This is a genomic window from Pseudomonas fjordensis (genome assembly GCF_976987115.1).
On record NZ_OZ336860.1, the window covers coordinates 2,247,537 to 2,267,181 of the forward strand.

General features: G+C 60.3%; 16 protein-coding genes and 4 tRNA genes. 13 read left to right on the forward strand and 7 right to left on the reverse strand.

Annotated elements, in window-relative coordinates; all coding sequences use genetic code 11:
* Positions 1–25: 25 nt before the first annotated feature.
* The gene (locus tag ACWHXD_RS10380) at positions 26–2,473 is read right to left on the reverse strand and encodes an acyl-CoA dehydrogenase (protein ID WP_138763406.1); all 2,448 of its coding nucleotides are present in this window, start codon (positions 2,471–2,473) and stop codon (positions 26–28) included.
* Positions 2,474–2,663: 190 nt separating this feature from the next.
* Between ACWHXD_RS10380 and ACWHXD_RS10385 the strand changes: the two genes are divergently transcribed.
* The 4 genes from ACWHXD_RS10385 (at position 2,664) to ACWHXD_RS10400 (ending at position 5,841) form a co-directional block, all read left to right on the forward strand.
* The gene (locus tag ACWHXD_RS10385; RefSeq protein WP_032892576.1) at positions 2,664–3,323 is read left to right on the forward strand and encodes a transglutaminase-like domain-containing protein; all 660 of its coding nucleotides are present in this window, start codon (positions 2,664–2,666) and stop codon (positions 3,321–3,323) included.
* Between the two features lie 56 nt (positions 3,324–3,379).
* Positions 3,380–3,997: a glutathione S-transferase family protein gene (locus ACWHXD_RS10390; protein WP_032892575.1), complete on the forward strand. Its 618-nt coding sequence runs from the start codon at positions 3,380–3,382 to the stop codon at positions 3,995–3,997.
* Positions 3,998–4,132: 135 nt separating this feature from the next.
* A complete protein-coding gene (locus tag ACWHXD_RS10395) occupies positions 4,133–5,065 on the forward strand; it encodes an ABC transporter ATP-binding protein (protein WP_014717781.1) in 933 nt (310 codons plus the stop codon).
* The gene (locus ACWHXD_RS10400) at positions 5,062–5,841 is read left to right on the forward strand and encodes an ABC transporter permease (RefSeq protein ID WP_003190115.1); all 780 of its coding nucleotides are present in this window, start codon (positions 5,062–5,064) and stop codon (positions 5,839–5,841) included. The genes ACWHXD_RS10395 and ACWHXD_RS10400 overlap by 4 nt, the downstream gene beginning before the upstream one ends.
* A gap of 131 nt (positions 5,842–5,972) precedes the next feature.
* On the opposite strand, the gene ACWHXD_RS10405 is transcribed toward ACWHXD_RS10400, so the two are convergent.
* Positions 5,973–6,512, reverse strand: a complete 540-nt coding sequence (locus ACWHXD_RS10405) for a TetR/AcrR family transcriptional regulator (protein ID WP_044273058.1) — start codon at positions 6,510–6,512, stop codon at positions 5,973–5,975.
* Between the two features lie 91 nt (positions 6,513–6,603).
* Between ACWHXD_RS10405 and ACWHXD_RS10410 the strand changes: the two genes are divergently transcribed.
* From ACWHXD_RS10410 to ACWHXD_RS10420, 3 genes are all read left to right on the forward strand, one after another.
* Positions 6,604–7,791, forward strand: a complete 1,188-nt coding sequence (locus tag ACWHXD_RS10410) for an MFS transporter (protein WP_499083934.1) — start codon at positions 6,604–6,606, stop codon at positions 7,789–7,791.
* Positions 7,792–7,902: 111 nt separating this feature from the next.
* Positions 7,903–9,051, forward strand: a complete 1,149-nt coding sequence (locus ACWHXD_RS10415) for a TDT family transporter (RefSeq protein ID WP_138763404.1) — start codon at positions 7,903–7,905, stop codon at positions 9,049–9,051.
* A 59-nt stretch (positions 9,052–9,110) separates the two neighbouring features.
* Complete coding sequence (locus tag ACWHXD_RS10420; RefSeq protein WP_138763403.1) at positions 9,111–10,985, forward strand: MFS transporter; 1,875 nt, start codon at positions 9,111–9,113, stop codon at positions 10,983–10,985.
* Positions 10,986–11,093: 108 nt separating this feature from the next.
* On the opposite strand, the gene sugE is transcribed toward ACWHXD_RS10420, so the two are convergent.
* From sugE to rdgC, 3 genes are all read right to left on the reverse strand, one after another.
* Positions 11,094–11,408, reverse strand: a complete 315-nt coding sequence (gene sugE / locus ACWHXD_RS10425; protein WP_010211634.1) for a quaternary ammonium compound efflux SMR transporter SugE — start codon at positions 11,406–11,408, stop codon at positions 11,094–11,096.
* A 112-nt stretch (positions 11,409–11,520) separates the two neighbouring features.
* A complete protein-coding gene (locus ACWHXD_RS10430) occupies positions 11,521–12,480 on the reverse strand; it encodes a bile acid:sodium symporter family protein (protein ID WP_003190129.1) in 960 nt (319 codons plus the stop codon).
* Positions 12,481–12,634: 154 nt separating this feature from the next.
* Positions 12,635–13,555, reverse strand: a complete 921-nt coding sequence (gene rdgC / locus ACWHXD_RS10435; protein ID WP_020301078.1) for a recombination-associated protein RdgC — start codon at positions 13,553–13,555, stop codon at positions 12,635–12,637.
* A gap of 159 nt (positions 13,556–13,714) precedes the next feature.
* On the opposite strand from rdgC, the gene ACWHXD_RS10440 reads away from it, so the two are divergent.
* From ACWHXD_RS10440 to ACWHXD_RS10455, 4 genes are all read left to right on the forward strand, one after another.
* A tRNA-Val gene (locus ACWHXD_RS10440) sits at positions 13,715–13,790 on the forward strand.
* Positions 13,791–13,809: 19 nt separating this feature from the next.
* Positions 13,810–13,886 (forward strand) — tRNA-Asp (locus ACWHXD_RS10445).
* A 177-nt stretch (positions 13,887–14,063) separates the two neighbouring features.
* Positions 14,064–14,139 (forward strand) — tRNA-Val (locus ACWHXD_RS10450).
* A gap of 19 nt (positions 14,140–14,158) precedes the next feature.
* Positions 14,159–14,235: transfer RNA gene (locus tag ACWHXD_RS10455), tRNA-Asp, on the forward strand.
* Positions 14,236–14,324: 89 nt separating this feature from the next.
* On the opposite strand, the gene ACWHXD_RS10460 is transcribed toward ACWHXD_RS10455, so the two are convergent.
* Positions 14,325–15,458, reverse strand: a complete 1,134-nt coding sequence (locus ACWHXD_RS10460; RefSeq protein ID WP_138763402.1) for a catalase family protein — start codon at positions 15,456–15,458, stop codon at positions 14,325–14,327.
* Positions 15,459–15,487: 29 nt separating this feature from the next.
* Complete coding sequence (locus ACWHXD_RS10465; RefSeq protein ID WP_138763401.1) at positions 15,488–17,296, reverse strand: di-heme-cytochrome C peroxidase; 1,809 nt, start codon at positions 17,294–17,296, stop codon at positions 15,488–15,490.
* A 247-nt stretch (positions 17,297–17,543) separates the two neighbouring features.
* On the opposite strand from ACWHXD_RS10465, the gene bamJ reads away from it, so the two are divergent.
* Positions 17,544–18,284 carry a BamJ family beta-barrel-assembly machinery protein gene (gene bamJ, locus ACWHXD_RS10470; RefSeq protein ID WP_003190133.1) on the forward strand — a complete coding sequence of 247 codons (741 nt, stop codon included), beginning with the start codon at positions 17,544–17,546 and terminating at the stop codon, positions 18,282–18,284.
* A 905-nt stretch (positions 18,285–19,189) separates the two neighbouring features.
* Positions 19,190–19,645 carry a YkvA family protein gene (locus tag ACWHXD_RS10475; RefSeq protein ID WP_020301075.1) on the forward strand — a complete coding sequence of 152 codons (456 nt, stop codon included), beginning with the start codon at positions 19,190–19,192 and terminating at the stop codon, positions 19,643–19,645.

Consider the following 19,645-nt stretch of genomic DNA (forward strand, 5'->3'; position numbering starts at 1 on the left):
GCCCGTTTTTATATGACCGCTCGACTCAGCGGACTTTACCCTCTGCCTGCATCAGCTCTTCCTTGCTGAAATCATCCACGTCGATCACCTTGCGTCGCGCCGCCTCGGCATCGCGCAGAGTTTGCGCCTCGGCCGGTTGCAGCACGCCGGCCTGCAAGGCCGCGTCGATGGCGTGCTCACCGGCCACCGGTTTGACCTGGCCGCTCTTGAGCGCACTGTGAAGTTTTTTCTGCAAGGTATGGCTGGCACCGAGCAGGTCGTAGGCATGTTGCAGGGCGCCCACCGGATCTTCTGCCGATTGCGGGCGATAACAGCCAGCCAGCAACTCTTCCAGGGTCGGGTCGCCCTTGGCGCGGCCGATCACGGCTGCCACTTCGGCATCCAGCGCGTCGGACGGCCCGGTATGACGACGCCCGAATGGGAACACGATCACCCGCAGCAGGCAGCCCAGCACCTTGTTCGGGAAGTTGCTCAGCAGCTCATCCAGTGCACGTTCCGATTCACCCAGGCTTTCTTCCATGGCCCAGGCAAACAGCGGCTCCAGATGGTCCGGCGAGTCCAGGTCGTGATAACGCTTGAGCGCCGCCGAGGCCAGGTACATGTGGCTGAGCACATCACCCAGGCGGGCGGACAGGCGTTCGCGGCGCTTGAGCTCGCCACCCAGCAACATCATGCTCAGGTCGGCTAGCAGGGCAAACGCAGCCGCCTGGCGGTTCAGGGCACGGAAGTAGCCCTGGCTCAACCGGTTGCCCGGGGCTTTTTCGAAGTGCCCCAAGCCCAGGTTCAGCACCAATGTGCTGGCAGCGTTACTCACGGCAAAGCCGATGTGTTGCATCAGCAGGCCGTCGAATTCCTTCAACGCCTGGTCATGGTCTTCGCGACCGGCCAGGGCCATTTCCTTGAGCACGAAGGGATGGCAACGAATCGCGCCCTGGCCGAAGATCATCAAGTTACGCGAGAGGATATTGGCGCCTTCCACGGTGATGAAGATCGGTGCGCCCTGCCAGTTGCGGCCCAGGTAGTTGTTGGGCCCCATGATGATGCCCTTGCCGCCGTGCACGTCCATGGCGTGGCTGATGCACTCACGGCCGCGCTCGGTCAGGTGGTACTTGAGGATCGCCGACAGCACCGACGGCTTCTCGCCCAGGTCCACAGCGTTGGCGGTGAGCATGCGCGCGCTGTCCATCAGCCAGGCGTTGCCACCGATGCGCGCCAGGGCTTCCTGGATGCCTTCGAAGGCCGCCAGCGGTACGTTGAACTGTTCGCGCACCTGGGCGTATTGCCCGGTCACCAGGCTGGTGAACTTGGCGGCGCCGGTGCCGACCGCAGGCAGCGAGATCGAACGGCCGACCGACAGGCAGTTCATCAGCATCATCCAGCCCTTGCCGAGCATTTCCTGGCCACCGATCAGGTATTCCAGGGGGATGAACACATCCTTGCCGGAGTTGGGGCCGTTCATGAAGGCGGCGCCAAGCGGCAGGTGACGACGGCCGATTTCCACGCCAGGGGTGTCGGTAGGAATCAACGCGAGGCTGATGCCCAGGTCTTCTTCTTCGCCCAGCAGGTGGTCCGGGTCATGGGCCTTGAAGGCCAGGCCAAGCAAGGTCGCGACCGGGCCGAGAGTGATGTAGCGTTTTTCCCAGTTCAGGCGCAGGCCGAGGGTTTCCTTGCCTTGCCATTCGCCTTTGCAGATCACCCCGGTGTCGGGCATGGCGCCCGCATCGGAGCCGGCCAGCGGGCCGGTGAGGGCGAAGCACGGGATGTCGTCGCCACGGGCCAGGCGCGGCAGGTAGTGGTTGCGTTGTTCCTCGGTGCCGTAGTGCAGCAGCAGTTCGGCCGGGCCCAGGGAGTTGGGGACCATCACGGTGGAGGCCAGGTCACCGCTACGGGTCGCGAGCTTCATGGCAACCTGGGAGTGGGCATAGGCGGAGAAGCCCTTGCCGCCGTACTCCTTGGGAATGATCAGGGCGAAGAAACCATGGGTCTTGATGTGTTCCCAGGCTTGTGGCGGCAGGTCCATGGCCTGGCCGATTTCCCAGTCGCTGACCATGGCGCAGAGTTCTTCTGTGGGGCCGTCGATAAACGCCTGCTCTTCCTCGGTCAATTGCGCCTTGGGGTAGGCCAGCAATTTGTCCCAGTCGGGGCGGCCACTGAACAGCTCGCCGTCCCACCAGACGGTACCGGCATCGATCGCATCGCGCTCGGTCTCGGACATCGGCGGCAGCACTTTCTGGAACCAACTGAACAGCGGCTTGGTGAAGTATTGGCGGCGCAGGTCAGGCAGCAACAACGGCGCGGCCACCACGGCCAGGAGCACCCAGAAGATCAGCAGCAGCCAACCCGGTGCGTGGCTCCAGGCGCCCATCGCCAGCAGGTAGACGGCGACCACGCCCAGGGCGGGCAGGGGGGCAGTACGGCGGTGTGCCAGGTAGGCAATGCCGACCACCAGCACCAGTATCCACAACAACAGCATATTCAATCCTCCGTGAACCAGGGGCGAAACCACCAGGGAGCTTAGTCGGCATCCGAATAAGCCGGGTGATCAGGGTGTAACAAGGTGTACTGGGCAACCCATCAGCCGGCGCCGGCATTTGGCCGAATCGTCGTTATCTCTCGGGCAGGCCTGGTGGTTAAACTCCAGGCTCCCCTCGGAGATCAAGCTCATGAATACGTACTTGAGTCCCAGCCGCTTCATCGATAGTGACCACCCTGTGGTGGTGGAGTTCGCCGAGAAACATCGCGGAACCCGCCCGGATTTAAGTGACCAGGCAGTCAGTCTTTACTACGCGGTGCGTGAGGCCATTCGCTACAACCCCTACACCTTCAGCCGTGACCCCAACACCTTGAGCGCCAGCTTTGCCCTGGCGGCCGGCGAAAGCTACTGCGTACCCAAAGCCACGTTGCTCGCCGCTTGCGCGCGCCACTGCGGCATTCCCGCACGCATTGGCCTGGCGGACGTGCGCAACCACCTGTCCACCCCGCGGCTGCTCGCCCTGCTCAAAAGTGACGTGTTCGCCATGCACGGTTATACCGAGCTTTACCTGAACGGCCGCTGGGTCAAGGCCACGCCGGCGTTCAACCAGCAACTGTGCGAAGTGTTCGACGTGCCGCCGTTGGAATTCGATGGGCTGCACGACAGCGTGTTCCACGCGTTCAATCGCCAGGGCCAGCGTTCGATGGAGTACGTGGTGGACCACGGGCAATTTGCTGACGTGCCCGAAGCATTTTTCTTCGCGCATATCCGCCAGTGTTACCCGCACTTGTTTGGCGACGATGCGCCCACCTTGCTCGGTGATATGCAGGGCGATTTAAGCCGCGGCTGAACCGGCGTATGCTGCTGCCTTCATCAAGCCATGTTCATCAACGATAAGGCGCGGTCATGCTGAAGATCTGGGGTCGTAAAAATTCATCAAACGTCAGGAAAGCACTGTGGTGCGCCGAGGAACTCGGCCTGGACTATGAAGCAATTGATGCGGGCGGGGCTTTTGGTGTGGTCGATACCCCGCAATACCGGGCCATGAACCCCAATGGCCGGGTGCCGGTGATCGAAGATGGCGACTTTGTGCTGTGGGAATCCAACACCATCGTGCGTTACCTGTGCGCCAAGCAGGCATCGGACTTTTACCCCAGCGACCTGCAAGCCCGGGCCAATGCCGAGAAGTGGATGGACTGGACCACTTCCACGCTCGCCGACCCGTTCAAGGCGGTGTTCTGGGGCATCGTGCGCACCCCGGCTGACCAGCAAAACTGGGACAGTATCAATGCCGGGCGCCAAGCCTGTATCGACGCGCTCAAAACCGTCGAGCAAGCCCTCGCCGAGCAACCCTACCTGTCCGGCCAGGCGTTCGGCATGGGCGATATTCCCTTGGGCTGCTTTATCTACGCCTGGTTCGAGATGCCCATCGAACGCCCCGCCATGCCCCATCTGGAGGCCTGGTACCAGCGCCTGCAACAGCGCCCGGCCTACCGCAAGGCGGTGATGACCGCGTTGACTTAATACACACTATTAATACGGGTGACTGTACTTGTGCGGCATGGGCACGCACCATGCTCGCACCGCATCGCAGGTTGAACTACCTGGGGTGTGCCTTCATCTATTCTTTCTATTCCCTTCTTTGGTGCGTATTCCCATATGAGTTCCGCTCTGTCCATCCGGCAGCTAACCAAAACCTACGGCAACGGTTTCCAGGCCCTGAGTGGTATCGATCTGGACGTTGCCGAAGGTGACTTCTTCGCCTTGCTCGGCCCCAACGGTGCCGGCAAATCCACCACCATCGGTATTCTCTCGACCCTGGTCAACAAAACCAGCGGCACGGTGAATATCTTCGGGCATGACCTGGACAAATCCCCGGCGGCGCTCAAGCGCTCCATCGGCGTGGTGCCTCAGGAGTTCAATTTCAACCAGTTCGAAAAGACCTTCGACATTGTGGTGACCCAGGCTGGCTACTACGGCATTCCGGCGAAAGTCGCCAAGGAACGCGCCGAGCAGTACCTGACCCAACTGGGCCTGTGGGACAAGCGCGACGTGCCTTCGCGCTCGCTGTCCGGTGGCATGAAGCGCCGCCTGATGATCGCCCGCGCCCTGGTGCATGAGCCGCGCCTGTTGATCCTCGACGAACCTACCGCCGGCGTGGATATCGAACTGCGCCGCTCGATGTGGACCTTCCTCACCGAACTGAACGAGAAGGGCATCACCATCATCCTCACCACCCACTACCTGGAAGAGGCTGAGCAGTTGTGCCGCAACATCGGCATCATCGACCACGGCACCATTGTCGAGAACACCAGCATGCGCAACCTGCTGGGCCAGTTGCATGTGGAAACCTTCCTGCTCGACCTGAAAAACAATCTGTCGGTGGCGCCGCAGTTGCTCGGCTACCCCAGCCGGCTGGTGGACAGCCACACCCTGGAAGTCCAGGTAGATAAGGCCATGGGCATCACCGCGCTGTTCACCCAGTTGGCGACTCAGAACATCGAAGTGCTGAGCCTGCGTAATAAAACCAATCGCCTTGAGGAGTTGTTCGTGTCCCTGGTGGAGAAAAACCTTGCGAAGGTGGCGGTATGAGTTCTGAACTGCAACCCAACCTCGTCGCGCTGCAAACCATTGTCTATCGCGAAGTGAAGCGCTTTACCCGGATCTGGCCGCAGACCCTGCTGCCGCCGGCGATCACCATGGTCCTGTACTTTGTGATCTTCGGTAACCTGATCGGCCGGCAAATCGGCGACATGGGTGGTTTCACCTACATGGAGTACATCGTGCCGGGCCTGATCATGATGTCGGTGATCACCAACTCCTACGGCAACGTGGTATCGAGTTTCTTTGGCAGCAAGTTCCAGCGCTCCATTGAAGAACTGATGGTCTCGCCGGTGTCACCGCACACCATCCTGATCGGCTACACCTTGGGCGGGGTGTTGCGTGGCCTGATGGTGGGGGTGATCGTGACGCTGCTGTCGCTGTTCTTTACCCACCTGCAGGTGCATCACCTTGGGGTCACCATTCTGGTGGTAGTCCTCACGGCGACGATTTTTTCGCTGCTGGGCTTTATCAACGCCGTGTTCGCCCGCAACTTCGATGATATTTCCATTATCCCGACCTTCGTGCTGACGCCGCTGACCTACCTGGGCGGGGTGTTTTACTCCATCACCTTGCTGCCGCCGTTCTGGCAGACGGTGTCTCTGGCCAACCCGGTGCTGCATATGGTCAACGCCTTCCGCTACGGCATTCTGGGCGTGTCGGATATCAAGATCAGCGTGGCGATCACCTTCATGATCGTGGCCACCATTGTCTTGTATATCGGTTGTGCGCGGTTGCTGGTGAGTGGGCGTGGGATGCGTACCTAGCCGCTGACAGCACGCGATAAAAAATGTGGGAGCGGGCTTGCTCGCGAAGGCGGTAGATCAGTTGCTGATGCATTGACTGACACGACGCCTTCGCGAGCAAGCCCGCTCCCACATTTGCTATGTGCCGGTCTTTAAGCCTTCAGTGCCAGTTCGATCAGGGCGTGCAGTTCTTCTACCGCCAACGGCTGGGCCGAAAACAGAATACGAAACACTGTCGGCGCAGCGAGCAGATTGATCAAATGGTCAACGCTCGGCGGCTGTTCCTGCGGGTAGCGGTCCACGATCACCTGCAACTGCCCACTCAGGATGCTCACGCAATACCCAGGCGTGGGGCTGCTTTGCACGTCGCGCATCATGTTGCGGCCTACGTCCGAACTCATCTCATCCAGGTATTGCTCGGCCCAGGCTTGCAGGTCGCCACGCAGGCTGCCGGTGTTGGCCGGTTCGGTATCGGGGCGCATACGGGCCAGGGCGACGTCGGCGAGCAGTACTGACAGATCGCCCCAGCGCCGATAGATGGTCGATGGCGTGACGCCTGCACATGCCGCAATCATCGGCACGGTGACGCTGGACCGCTCATGGGTTTCCAGCAGTTCGCGCACCGCCCTGTGGACGGATTCTTGTACCCGGGCACTACGGCCCCCCGGGCGGAGGCCTTCTTTGATCGCCATGGGCAAGACCTTAACACAAAGAATTTGCTTTAAGCCCCAGCGAGTAGCACACTCCATAAAAGCAAAATATTAGCTTTAGCGGAGCGTGCCCATGCCCAGCGTCATCTCTCAACGGTCCAGCCTGGCGTTTCTGGTGATCACCGTGCTGACCTTTCTTGCTGCCTCCAGCGCGCCGACGCCGTTGTACCAGGTGTATCAAGACCACCTGCATTTTTCGGCGGCGATGCTCACGGCCATCTTTGGCGTTTATGCCGTGAGCCTGTTGGCGGCGCTGCTCACCGTAGGGTCGCTTTCGGATTACCTGGGGCGCAAACCGGTGATCTTCGCCGCGTTGCTGCTCAATATCGTGGCGATGTTGCTGTTTATCGTTGCTGACAGCACCAGCTACCTGCTGGCCGCACGGGCGTTGCAGGGTTTCGCGACCGGCACGGCGACCGCGGTGTTGGGTGCAACGCTGCTCGACACTGACCGCGTGCGCGGCCCGATGCTCAACAGCCTTGCACCGATGCTCGGCATGGCCAGTGGTGGCCTGGGCAGTGGGCTGTTGGTTGAGTTTGCGCCGTGGCCAACCCAATTGATCTATTACACCCTGCTGGGCTTGATGGTATTGCAGGCGCTGTATGTGTGGCGCCTGCCTGAAACGGTCAGCCGCATACCGGGCGCCTTGAAGTCGCTGGCGCCAACCCTGCATGTGCCGCCGCAAGCGCGGCGCGCGTTGTGGCTGGCGATGCCATTGAATGTGGCCGTGTGGGCGCTGGGTGGGTTCTTTTCCTCGTTGGCGCCGTCGTTGGTGCGTGTCGCCACGGGTTCGACCTCGCACTTGATCGGCGGCGGGCTGGTGGCGGTGGTGACCTTGAGCGGCGCGGTGATGATCTACAGCCTGCGCAATCACGCGGCTGACAGGGTGATGCGCTTGTCGGCGGCACTGCTGGCCGTGGGCGTGGGGTTGCTGCTGGTTGCCGTAAACACCGCCAGCCTGTGGCTGTTCTTTGTCGCCAGTGTGATCGCAGGCCTGGGCTTCGGCGGCGGTTTCATGGGCAGTGTGCGCAGTATCGTGGGCCTGGCGTTGCCCCATGAGCGGGCGGGCCTGATGTCGGCGTTCTATGTATTGAGCTACCTGGCGTTCTGCATACCGGCGTTATTGGCGGGTAACCTGAGCCGTGTGTTTGGCCTGATCGCGACTACGGACGGCTACGGTGCGGTGCTTATCTTGCTGTCTCTGGGCGCGCTTGTTGGTTTGTTGATGCGCGACTCGGCGCAGGCAAGGGCGAGCGCATGATTGCGGTCTATATAGATAAAACAGATAACAGTTAGAGATATTACCCGTTATATAGATATTCGATCAGGTTCTATCATGGCTTCAACCTCAAATGAGGAAGAGGATTAACCCATGACCTGCTCGACCACTCACCGCTACAAACCCTTCAGTCACCTGACCCGTCCCCGGGAAGTGATTCGCCAGTTCACCCCGAACTGGTTCGCCGCGACCATGGGCACCGGTGTGCTGGCGCTGGCCTTGGCTCAGTTGCCAGTCAACTTGCCAGGTTTGCACGCTATCGCCGAGGGCCTGTGGCTGTTCACCATCGGCCTGTTTGTGCTGTTCAGCGTGCTCTATGCCGCCCGCTGGGTGATGTTTTTCCACGAGGCGCGACGCATCTTCGGGCACTCCACCGTCTCGATGTTTTTCGGCACTATCCCCATGGGGCTGGCGACCATTCTCAACGGCTTGCTGCTGTTCGGCCTGCCGCGCTGGGGCGGTGATGTGATCCCGTTGGCCGAGGCCTTGTGGTGGCTGGACGTCGCCATGTCCCTGGCCTGCGGCGTACTGATCCCGTTCATGATGTTCACGCGCCAGGAGCACAGCATCGACCAGATGACCGCCGTCTGGCTGTTGCCCGTGGTGGCGGCCGAAGTGGCGGCGGCCAGCGGCGGCTTGCTCGCGCCGCACTTGGCCGATGCCCATTCGCAACTGGTGATGTTGGTGACCAGCTACGTGCTGTGGGCGTTTTCCCTGCCGGTAGCGTTCAGCATCCTGACCATCCTGATGCTGCGCATGGCCTTGCATAAGTTGCCTCACGCCAATATGGCCGCGTCGAGCTGGTTGGCCCTGGGCCCGATCGGTACCGGTGCCCTGGGCATGTTGCTGCTCGGTACGGATGCCCCCGCGATCTTTGCCGCCAATGGCCTGGCCAGTGTCGGTGAAATGGCCCACGGCCTAGGCCTGATTGCGGGCATCACCCTGTGGGGCTTCGGCTTGTGGTGGATGTTGATTGCAGTGTTGATCACCCTGCGTTACCTGCGCGCCGGTATCCCGTTCAACCTGGGCTGGTGGGGCTTCACCTTCCCATTGGGGGTTTACGCCTTGGCCACGCTTAAATTGGCGAGCCTGTTACAGCTGGCGTTTTTCAGTGTGTTTGGCAGTGTGCTGGTGGTTGCGCTGGCGCTGATGTGGCTGATCGTGGCCAAGCGCACCGTGCAGGGCGCTTATAAAGGCGAGCTTTTTGTTTCGCCTTGTATTGCCGGGCTAGCGAATAAGTAAGCAGGATTAGGTAAAGTCGTGGCCTGATAAATAAAGGCCACGCAGGAACACGGACGACGATGAGCCATCCTTCCCAATTTACCTTGCTGCGCACGCGGCGCTTCTTGCCGTTTTTCATCACCCAGTTGCTGGGCGCGTTCAACGACAACATCTTCAAGCAGTCGCTGATCCTGGCCATCCTTTACAAGCTCACCATCGAGGGCGACCGCTCCATCTGGGTCAACCTGTGCGCCTTGTTGTTTATCCTGCCGTTCTTCCTGTTCTCGGCGTTGGCCGGGCAGTTTGGCGAGAAATTCAACAAGGACGCGTTGATCCGCGCGATCAAGATCGGCGAGATCGTGATCATGGCCGTGGGCGCGACGGGCTTTTTGACCAATCATCTTGAGCTGATGCTGCTGGCGCTGTTTGCCATGGGCACGCACTCGGCACTGTTCGGCCCGGTGAAGTACTCGATCATGCCTCAGGCGTTGCACGACGATGAGTTGGTCGGTGGCAACGGTCTGGTGGAGATGGGCACGTTCCTGGCGATTCTGGCTGGCACCATCGGTGCCGGGATCATGATGTCTTCCACCCATTACGCGCCGGTGGTGGCGGTGGCGATTGTTGGCGTAGCGGTGCTGGGTTACCTCGCCAGCCGTAGTATCCCGCGCGCGGCGGCGTCGACACCGCAACTGCGCCTGGACTGGAATATCTTCACGCAGTCCTGGGCGACGTTGCGCATGGGCCTGGGGCAGACGCCAGCAGTGTCACGTTCGATTGTCGGCAACTCATGGTTCTGGTTTGTGGGCGCGATCTACCTCACGCAAATCCCGGCCTATGCCAAGGAATGGTTGTACGGCGACGAAACCGTGGTGACCTTGATCCTCACGGTGTTCTCGGTGGGCATCGCCCTGGGATCGATGCTGTGCGAGAAGCTTTCCGGGCGTAAGGTGGAAATCGGCCTGGTGCCGTTTGGCTCGTTTGGCCTGACTGTGTTCGGCCTGCTGCTGTGGTGGCACTCCGGCGGCTTCCCGCAGAACGTGCAAGCCAACGATTGGCTTGCGGTGCTCAGCTACGGCCAGGCGTGGTGGGTGCTGTTCGATATCCTCGGCCTGGGTGTGTTCGGCGGCTTTTACATCGTGCCGCTGTATGCGCTGATCCAGTCGCGCACCGCCGAGAACGAACGAGCTCGGGTGATCGCGGCCAACAACATCCTCAATGCACTGTTCATGGTGGTCTCGGCCATCGTTTCGATCCTGCTGTTGAGCGTGGCCAAGCTGTCGATCCCCGAGTTGTTCCTGGTGGTGTCGCTGCTCAACATCGCGGTTAACACTTACATCTTTAAGATCGTCCCCGAGTTCACCATGCGCTTCATGATCTGGCTGCTCAGCCATTCCATGTACCGCGTGGAGCATCGCAACCTGCAAGCCATCCCGGATGAAGGCGCCGCGTTGCTGGTGTGCAACCATGTGTCGTTTGTCGATGCGCTGTTGATTGGCGGTGCAGTACGTCGGCCGATTCGCTTTGTCATGTACTACAAGATCTACCGCTTGCCGGTGCTCAACTTTATCTTCCGCACCGCCGGGGCGATTCCGATTGCCGGGCGCCATGAAGACATTCAGATCTACGAAAAGGCGTTCGCGCGGATTGCTCAGTACCTCAAGGACGGCGAGTTGGTGTGCATCTTCCCGGAAGGCAAGCTGACCGCCGATGGCGAGATGAATGAGTTTCGCGGTGGGGTGACACGCATCCTGGAGGAGACGCCGGTGCCGGTGATCCCGATGGCGTTGCAGGGGTTGTGGGGGAGTTTCTTCAGCCGCGATCCTAACAAGGGCTTTTTCCATCGGATCTGGTCGCGGGTGGTGTTGGTGGCGGGTGAGCCGGTGGCTGTGGAGGCGGCGACGCCTGAGCAGTTGCAGGCTGTGGTGGGTGGTTTGCGGGGGAGTGTCAGGTAGTTTGTGGTTGTTTGTCGGGGCCTCATCGCAGGCAAGCCAGCTCCCACCTTTTGAATTGTGAATACAGTCAAATGTGGGAGCTGGCTTGCCTGCGACAGCGGTAGTGGCTTAAGTCGAGATTTTGAGGCCAATCAGCCCGCAAATAATCAACGCCACACTGGCCAACCGAAACAGCGCCATGGATTCTCCGAACAGGATAATCCCGGCAATCACGGTGCCCACGGCCCCCACGCCGGTCCAGATGGCATAGGCGGTACCCAACGGCAGTTCCTTCATGGCCAGCCCCAATAGCCCAAGGCTGACGGCCATGGCGGCAATCGTCAGGGCGGTGGGCAGCGGCTTGCTGAACCCGTCGGTGTACTTCAGGCCGACGGCCCAGCCCACTTCAAACAACCCGGCAAAAAACAGAATGATCCAGGACATGATGACCTCGCTTCTATCAAAGTGGGGTCGTCCCCGGGTAAGCGCTTGATAGCGTCGCGAGGTCGTCCCCGCGAAGTTCGGTAGAGTGCCGAAATTGGACCAGGCGATCAAGCTACGGCGTGGTTTCCAGCGCGCGACGGTCTTCCTTCTCGCTCATGCGCCGGAAGTAGGTCGACAGCAACGCCCCGGAAATATTGTGCCAGACGCTGAAGAGCGCACTGGGCACTGCCGCCAGCGGCGAAAAGTGTGCACTGGCCAAGGCGGCGCCCAGCCCGGAGTTCTGCATGCCCACTTCCAGGGCCAGCGACTTGCGTTGCGCCAGGGGCAACTTGAACAGGCGCCCGGTGAAGTAGCCCAGCAGGTAACCGAAGCTGTTGTGCAGCATCACCACGGCCATGATCAGCAGGCCCGACTCGGCAATCTTGCCTTGGCTTGCAGCAACCACGGCCGCGACGATGATCACAATGCTGACCACCGACACCAGTGGCAGCACGTCCACCGCGTGCCGTACTCGATCACCGAGTAAACGCTGCGCGACCACACCCAGTACGATCGGCAGCAGCACTACTTGCAGGATCGACCAGAACAGCTCCATGAACGACACCGGCAGCCAGGCCGAGGCCAGCAGCCAGATCAATGCCGGTGTGAGCAGCGGAGCGAGGAGGGTGGTGACCGCGGCAATCGCCACCGATAACGCCAGGTCACCCCGTGCCAGCCAGGTCATCACGTTGGACGACGTGCCACTTGGGCAACAGCCGACCAGGATCACGCCAACGGCAATTTCCGCTGGCAAATGGAACGCCTGGCACAGCAACCATGCCACGCCCGGCATGATCACGAAATGCGCGACCACGCCCAGCGCCACGCGCCAGGGGTGGCGAGCGACTTCGGCGAAGTCTTCCAGTTTCAAGGTCAACCCCATGCCGAACATCACCAGGCCCAGCAGTGGGACGATGGCGCTTTTCAGGCCGATGAACCAGCTGGGTTGGAGAAAGGCGACGACGGCGAAGATCAACACCCAGTAGGCGAAGGTGTTGCCGACAAAGCGGCTCAAGGCGGCGAGTGCGCGCATGGGGAGGTCCTTGTTATTAGATTCTGAAGGTGTGAATGCAATCAAATGTGGGAGCGGGCTTGCTCGCGAAAGCGGTGAATCAGTCACCACATATACTGACTGATACATCGCTTTCGCGAGCAAGCCCGCTCCCACATTTTGATCTTCACATGGCTTAGATGCCCTGTGGTGTCTCTTCGCCGCCCAGTGCCTCGACCAGCGCCGGCAGGAAATCGCCGAAGGTCAGCATCATCAAGGTAAAGCTGGCATCCAGTTGGCCCAGGGCTTCATCACCACCGTCCTGTTCCGCCTGGTCTTGCAGCAGGTCTTCGAATTTCAGGCGCTTGACGGTCATTTTGTCGTCGAGCATGAAGGACAACTTGTCCTGCCACGCCAGGGACAGTTGGGTCACGACCTTGCCGGTGGTCAGGTGCAGCTGGATCTCTTCGCTGGTTAGGTCCTGGCGCTTGCAGCGCACGATGCCGCCGTCTTCGTGGGTGTCGCGCAGTTCGCATTCGTCGAGGACGAAGAAGTCATCGGCTGGTTTCTGGGTGGTAACCCAGTCGGTCATGATCGCAGTCGGGGCGGTTTTTACCGTCAGCGGGCGCACGGGCAGGGTGCCGATCACTTCGCGCAGGGTGGAGAGCAGGTCTTCGGCGCGCTTGGGGCTGGCCGAGTTGACCAGGATCAGGCCCTGTTTCGGCGCGATCGCAGCGAAGGTCGACGAGCGACGGATAAAGGCGCGGGGCAGGAAGGCCTGGATGATTTCATCCTTGATCTGGTCGCGCTCCTTCTTATAGACCTTGCGCATCTGCTCGGCTTCGATCTCTTCGACTTTCTCTTTAAGTGCATCACGCACCACGCTACCCGGCAGGATGCGTTCTTCCTTGCGGGCGGCGATCAGCAGGAAATCGCCGCTGACGTGAACCAGGGGAGCATCTTCACCTTTACCGAAAGGTGCGACGAAACCGTAAGTGGTCAACTCCTGGCTTGCACAAGGGCGCGCCAGTTTGGTGGCCATGGCCGCTTCCAACGCCTCGGCATCAACAGGCAGATCTTGGGTCAGGCGATAGATAAGCAGGTTCTTGAACCACATGGGGTGAGTCTCTCCTCTATACAAAGGGGGGCATTATTCTCTTGATCACGCCGCAGGCCAACCCTGCCTAAGCCATTGGAAGGGCTGAAAAAAAAGATTTAAGAAAGTGCTTGCCAGACTTAAGGTCGCTCCGTAGAATGCGCGCCACACCGAAACGAAGGGTGATTAGCTCAGCTGGGAGAGCGTCTGCCTTACAAGCAGAATGTCGGCGGTTCGATCCCGTCATCACCCACCATTCGCTTCATGTGTTACGCGCAGCGGTAGTTCAGTCGGTTAGAATACCGGCCTGTCACGCCGGGGGTCGCGGGTTCGAGTCCCGTCCGCTGCGCCATATTCGGTCACCTGGAACGCTGAACGCCAGGTAACCACAGAAAGCCCGCTCATCGAGCGGGCTTTTTTCTGTCCGAAATATGGCAAAAAATCGTGCGCTAAACTTTTTTTAAATAAATTGCATTTAAATCAAGACATTACGATTTTTTGGTGTATGATGCGCCCACACCGAAACGAAGGGTGATTAGCTCAGCTGGGAGAGCGTCTGCCTTACAAGCAGAATGTCGGCGGTTCGATCCCGTCATCACCCACCATTCGCTTCATGTGTTACGCGCAGCGGTAGTTCAGTCGGTTAGAATACCGGCCTGTCACGCCGGGGGTCGCGGGTTCGAGTCCCGTCCGCTGCGCCATATTCGGTAACCTGGAACACTGAACGCCAGGTAGCCACAAGAAACCCGCTCATTGAGCGGGTTTTTTTTCGCCTGCAATTTAACGCACCTTACGGTGCGTTGCGGCTGTGGCGGTAGTCGCTGACGGCTTCGTACACCGCTTTGCGCAAGCGGTTGATGCCGCCGATGGGGCGGTGCGCCTCCAAACCGAACCAGGGGTTGAACGACTGGTTATCGCACGCCAGGTTCTGCGCCGGCGTGTCGAAGTCCTGGGCGGGAATCCTGACCTTGGCCACGGTTTCATACGGTGCGTCGCTTTCCTTCCATTCGATGCTGGTGTCTTCGATGGGCATGAAGGCCTGCGGGTTTTGCCGCTGGATCTGCAGCACAAAACACGCATCTACACGGTCGGTGGACAGTTGCTGGTTGAGCGCGCTGCGCAGGAAGTTGGGCAGGTCCTGGTTCTGTTTGGGCAGTACATAATCCGGGCAGCTTTGCGGGTCGGGCGCGACGCGAAACTTGGCGTTGGCCGCACCAAACTTATAAGGCGACACTGAAAAGTAAGTCGTCTGCGTCGGGCTGGCCGGTGCGGGCGCCAGGGTTGCCAGGGCGATAAACAGGTGACGTACTTGCCAGCTGCGCGGGTCGAGCTTGGGAAAGAACGCCAGGACCTTCTTGCCGTCCGCTTGCGCACCGATGTTCTGCGCGTATTCCGCAACATCGCTGACAAAGAAGTTCGGATGGCTGAACATCACGAAATCCTGCTCGGTGCGCGCTTGCTGGTCGGCCATCAGTTGCTTGCCCGGCACATCCAACAGCTTGATCGCCATGCCGCGGGCATCGCGGATGCTGTCGAATTGCGGGTAGGCATTGCCGTTGGACAGGCGCATCGTCGCCTGCCAGGTCTTGCCTGGCTCGGCGAACACACCCTGGCGCAAGGCCGGGTCGAGATCCGCCAGGACGCTGACCTCGGCTTTCACGCAACCATGGGCCTTGGCATGGGCATCACGCAGGTAGCGGGTACCTTCGCGATGCTGGTCAACGATGCGCACGGCGGTCTGGATGATGCCTTGGGTCATCGCCGCTTCACCCGGCGGGATCTGTTCTTTCACCGACACCGGGCCCCTGTGCTGCCAGGCGAACCAGGCCATGGTCAACACCCACCCCAGCAGGCCCAGGCCCAGCAGCCACAACAGCGTTTTACCCACAAAGGCGCCAAGGCGCAGCCAGAGACGAGCAAGCATGGAGCGGTCCTTGTTTTGCGATCGGATAATCATGGCAGTTGTTGCTCCAGCGGGCCGCCCAGCACTTTGAGGTATTCGAGCAGCGCCCAGCGTTCCTGCGGCAGCAGGCCACGGCCGATAACGCCATTGCCACGTTCGCCGGCACGGAATTCGTGGCCGCTGTTGTGGTTGCCGGTGATTCTGGTATCGAACAGGAAGGCATTCTTGAAGGCGCTGGTCTCAAACCCCAGATGACGCGGGTCGTAGTTGAAGGTGCCTTTATAGAAGGTGGTGCTGCGTTCGTCCTGGGGCGAGAGCAGTTGGTAGATTGTCGGCACCGAACCGTTGTGCAGGAACGGCGGGGTGGCCCATACGCCGGCCAGCGGTCGCGCTTTGTAGGCGCGCAACTCGCGCACGCCGATGGGCAGGCCGAACCCGTCCAGGCCTGGGCGCTCAGCCGGGGTGACGCCGGCCGCACGGTAGGCGTGTTCTTCGACGAAGGCGGTGACATAGGCCAGGCCTTGGGCCACCGACATTTTTGTCAGGTCCAGCGGCGCGGTGGGGGTGGGGTGCAGTTCGACATTGAGCCGGGCCAGTTCGGCCGGGTCCCATTGCAGGGCACTGAGGTCATAGCGTTGGTCGGCAATGTTGTTGGCCGTGCCGGGGTCGGTGCCAATGTAGTCCACCGGCAGCATTTTCAACTGCTGCACCGGGCGGCCGTTTTCTTGGGTAACGGTGGGCAGGTGGCAGCCGGCGCAGTTCTCGGCAAAGAGTGCGCGGCCCTGGGCGGCGAGGGGTTTGTCGATGGCACCGAACAAGTCTTGCGGCCAGGTCGGCGGCTTGAGCCGTTGCAGGGTTTCTTCGATCAGGTGCAGGTCGCGCACCCGTACGCTGGAGGGGTAGCGGGCATCGCCCTTGAGCGGTTGCCCGGCAGCGTCGAAGAACGCCAGGGTTGCGCCTACGCCAAGGGCTTCGCCGATATTGCGCGCCATGGGCTGCTGGGCCGAGCCATTCCACTGCACCCAGTCGAAGGTCCAGATGTCCCACAGCTGCGGGTAGTCCACCGGCGCATTGGCGACGCGATAATTGTCTGGGGAAATAGCGTCGCCAAAACTGGCGTTGGCGATGCGCCCAAAGGCGTCAGTACGGCCCGGGCCTTCTTCGGTGGGGTAAAGGCCGCGGTGGGTGTCATTCCAGGCGACTTTGAGGAACTGGTTCAGCGATTGCTTGAAGTCTTTGCGCAGTTGATCGCGCTGGGCATCGTACTGATCCCCCAGCACCTTGTGGGCAAAGCGCTCGAACTTCCATGGGTTGTAATAGGTAGCAGCCAGGCTGGCGACCAAGGCCTGGCCGAAACTGCCGCCGCGCAACGTGGGAACGCTGGAGGGTAGCACGTGCTGCGCCGAGCCACCGTCGATGCGCAGGGCCTGGCCCTTGAAGTGCAATTCGCCGGTGTGGCAGGCCGCACAGGTGATATCTAGGTACTGAGCCTTGCTATCGGCGTTCTGGTGCCGGGCGAAACCTACCGGCAGGTTGCCAGGGTTTTGCGCGGTGGGCGTCTGCTTGGGGTCGACCAGGAAGCCAAAGCGCGCCAGGTACTCCGGCGCGGCAAAGCGTTGCTCGGAAAACGGCAGTTCCAGGGCGGTGAACCAGTCGTAGTGCAGGCCTTTTACTTGGGTGCCCTGGGGCGTGAAGTAGTAGGTCTGACGGTCGTCGGCACTCCATTGCTCCTGGTAGTGCACCTGCTTTACGGGCACATAATCCGGCAGCTTGGGGTTGAGGGTGTAGTAGAGCACCACGGCCAGAATCAGGCCCAGTGCGATCAGTATCAGGAGTAAAACACGGGAAAAAATGCGCAAGATAACTATCCTTGTCGAATTGTCGCGTTGTTATGCCACTGCGCCACAGGTGCGGCAAGTAGCAATTGGCCCGCTATCAGGCGGTCCCGCGATCCGTCGCGGGGCCCCATGATAAAGGGAAATGCTTTTAAACACGTGAACTTATCAGAAGTTTCCTGCTCACATGCCGGTAGCCATTGGTCGTGGCCGCCTGATAAGCTCGCGACTTTATTCGAATGCCCTTATGGCGCATGAACAAGGAAATAGCATGAAACAGCATCGGTTGGCGGCGGCGGTGGCCCTGGTTAGCCTGGTACTTGCGGGTTGTGATTCGCAGACCAGCGTAGAGCTGAAAACCCCGGCGCAGAAAGCTTCCTACGGCATCGGCCTGAACATGGGCAAGAGCCTTGCCCAAGAAGGCATGGACGACCTGGACTCCAAAGCTGTTGCCCAAGGCATCGAAGATGCCGTCGGCAAGAAAGAGCAGAAGCTCAAGGACGATGAGCTGGTTGAGGCGTTTGCCGCACTGCAAAAGCGTGCTGAAGAACGCATGACCAAAATGAGCGAAGAGTCGGCAGCCGCTGGCAAGAAATTCCTCGAAGACAACGCCAAGAAAGACGGTGTCGTCACCACCGCTTCCGGCCTGCAGTACAAGATCGTGAAGAAGGCCGACGGCGCCCAGCCTAAGCCAACCGACGTGGTGACTGTTCACTACACCGGCAAGCTCACCAACGGCACTACCTTTGACAGCTCCGTAGATCGCGGTAGCCCGATCGACCTGCCGGTCAGCGGCGTGATCCCGGGTTGGGTCGAAGGCCTGCAACTGATGCACGTGGGCGAGAAGGTCGAGCTGTACATCCCGTCCGACCTGGCCTACGGCGCCCAGAGCCCGAGCCCGGCGATCCCGGCCAACTCGGTGCTGGTATTTGACCTGGAGTTGCTGGCCATCAAGGACCCAGCCAAGGCAGAAGCGGCTGACGCACCTGCTGCACCAGCCGCCAAAAAGTAATCGGCGCCTGAACACACAACGCCCCGTCTCGACGGGGCGTTGTTGTTTTCGGCGTTGGTCAAACGACGCAAAATTCCCTGTGGGAGCTGGCTTGCCTGCGATGGCGGCTAGCCAGCCAAAGCCTATCTCCCAGACACCCCAACGATCCAACTGTGGGAGCTGGCTTGCCTGCGATGGCGGCCTGCCAGCCGACGCCTATCTCCCAGGCACCCCAACGATCCAACTGTGCGGGCTTGCTCGCGAAGGCGGCCTGACAGGCGACACAGCTATACCGAGTACATATCCATTCCTGCGGTAACGGCCACCTAGGGTTCCGCTCTGACAGCGGCTCACTTTTGAAAAGCGCAAAAGTAAGCAAAACGCTCTTGCCCCACCACTCGGCACCTCGCTTAGGCTCGGTGTGCCCTCACTCCGGCTTGAATCCGTGGGCCGCCGTCATGGGCCATCCTTGGCCCAGGACGGCTAACCCGGCGTCCTGCCGGGTTACCCACGGATTCAAGCCTGCGTTCGGCCAGCGTGGTTTAACGGGGCGCCTGAGATCAAGATCAAGAGCAGATCAAGAGCGGCTCGCTTCGCATCGTGGTTTGCGTTGGCTGCTACAGCCTGTAGGGTTGTGTAGAGACTTATGGCAATCGCAGGCAAGCCAGCCCCTACGTTGAAGCCTCTACAAATCCAAACGAACGTCCGCAACCGGACACAGTCTGATATAAGACTCGAGCACGGGTAGCCGCACATACATGCCAAGTCAATGAATTCTTGGGTTTTTTTGATGTGCGCAAAAAACGCCCGATCTGACTGTAGGCCTTGTAGTCCGTGGCTTTCAGCCGATAAAACAGGCTCTGTTCACAAGGTTATCCACAATTTGTGTGGATAACCTTTTATGTCGCCTGGAACTGGAGTGCCCTATGAAACCACCGTTCAATTTCACCCGTTTCCTGCCGATGGCCGCGCGCTTGCTCGGTCGTGGGCGTTTGCCAACCTTGCTGTTTGCCGTCGCTGCCAAAGGCTCAAGCCAAGGCAATCGGCTCGGCCAGCTCAAGGATGATCTCAAGTTGCTGCAGGCCCTGTGCCTGGCTTACTGGCGCGGCGAATACCGTGCGATCAGCCCTAAGGCGTTGATCTCGGTGGTGGCGGGGCTGATGTATTTTCTTAGCCCGATTGATGCGATTCCGGATTTTCTCCCCATGTTCGGCATGCTCGACGACATCGCCGTGCTGGCGTGGGTCATGAAGACCCTGAGCGGCGAGCTGAGCGCCTTTCGCGCCTGGCGCGATGGGCAACGTCCGGAAAAACTCGCGGTGGTTGAGCGGCTGCCTGCGACGCCTGAGCTACTGGCCCGGGAAAACCCGCAAAAAAACTAA

What these genes read in the sequence shown, in the direction of transcription:
- ACWHXD_RS10460 (WP_138763402.1), bottom strand. Translation starts at nt 15,458, where the DNA reads ATGCTTGCTCGTCTCTGGCTGCGCCTTGGCGCCTTTGTGGGTAAAACG.
- ACWHXD_RS10430 (WP_003190129.1), bottom strand. Translation starts at nt 12,480, where the DNA reads ATGCGCGCACTCGCCGCCTTGAGCCGCTTTGTCGGCAACACCTTCGCC.
- ACWHXD_RS10410 (WP_499083934.1), top strand. Translation starts at nt 6,604, where the DNA reads ATGCCCAGCGTCATCTCTCAACGGTCCAGCCTGGCGTTTCTGGTGATC.
- ACWHXD_RS10400 (WP_003190115.1), top strand. Translation starts at nt 5,062, where the DNA reads ATGAGTTCTGAACTGCAACCCAACCTCGTCGCGCTGCAAACCATTGTC.
- ACWHXD_RS10405 (WP_044273058.1), bottom strand. Translation starts at nt 6,512, where the DNA reads ATGGCGATCAAAGAAGGCCTCCGCCCGGGGGGCCGTAGTGCCCGGGTA.
- ACWHXD_RS10415 (WP_138763404.1), top strand. Translation starts at nt 7,903, where the DNA reads ATGACCTGCTCGACCACTCACCGCTACAAACCCTTCAGTCACCTGACC.
- ACWHXD_RS10385 (WP_032892576.1), top strand. Translation starts at nt 2,664, where the DNA reads ATGAATACGTACTTGAGTCCCAGCCGCTTCATCGATAGTGACCACCCT.
- ACWHXD_RS10395 (WP_014717781.1), top strand. Translation starts at nt 4,133, where the DNA reads ATGAGTTCCGCTCTGTCCATCCGGCAGCTAACCAAAACCTACGGCAAC.
- bamJ (WP_003190133.1), top strand. Translation starts at nt 17,544, where the DNA reads ATGAAACAGCATCGGTTGGCGGCGGCGGTGGCCCTGGTTAGCCTGGTA.
- ACWHXD_RS10380 (WP_138763406.1), bottom strand. Translation starts at nt 2,473, where the DNA reads ATGCTGTTGTTGTGGATACTGGTGCTGGTGGTCGGCATTGCCTACCTG.
- ACWHXD_RS10390 (WP_032892575.1), top strand. Translation starts at nt 3,380, where the DNA reads ATGCTGAAGATCTGGGGTCGTAAAAATTCATCAAACGTCAGGAAAGCA.
- ACWHXD_RS10420 (WP_138763403.1), top strand. Translation starts at nt 9,111, where the DNA reads ATGAGCCATCCTTCCCAATTTACCTTGCTGCGCACGCGGCGCTTCTTG.
- sugE (WP_010211634.1), bottom strand. Translation starts at nt 11,408, where the DNA reads ATGTCCTGGATCATTCTGTTTTTTGCCGGGTTGTTTGAAGTGGGCTGG.
- rdgC (WP_020301078.1), bottom strand. Translation starts at nt 13,555, where the DNA reads ATGTGGTTCAAGAACCTGCTTATCTATCGCCTGACCCAAGATCTGCCT.
- ACWHXD_RS10475 (WP_020301075.1), top strand. Translation starts at nt 19,190, where the DNA reads ATGAAACCACCGTTCAATTTCACCCGTTTCCTGCCGATGGCCGCGCGC.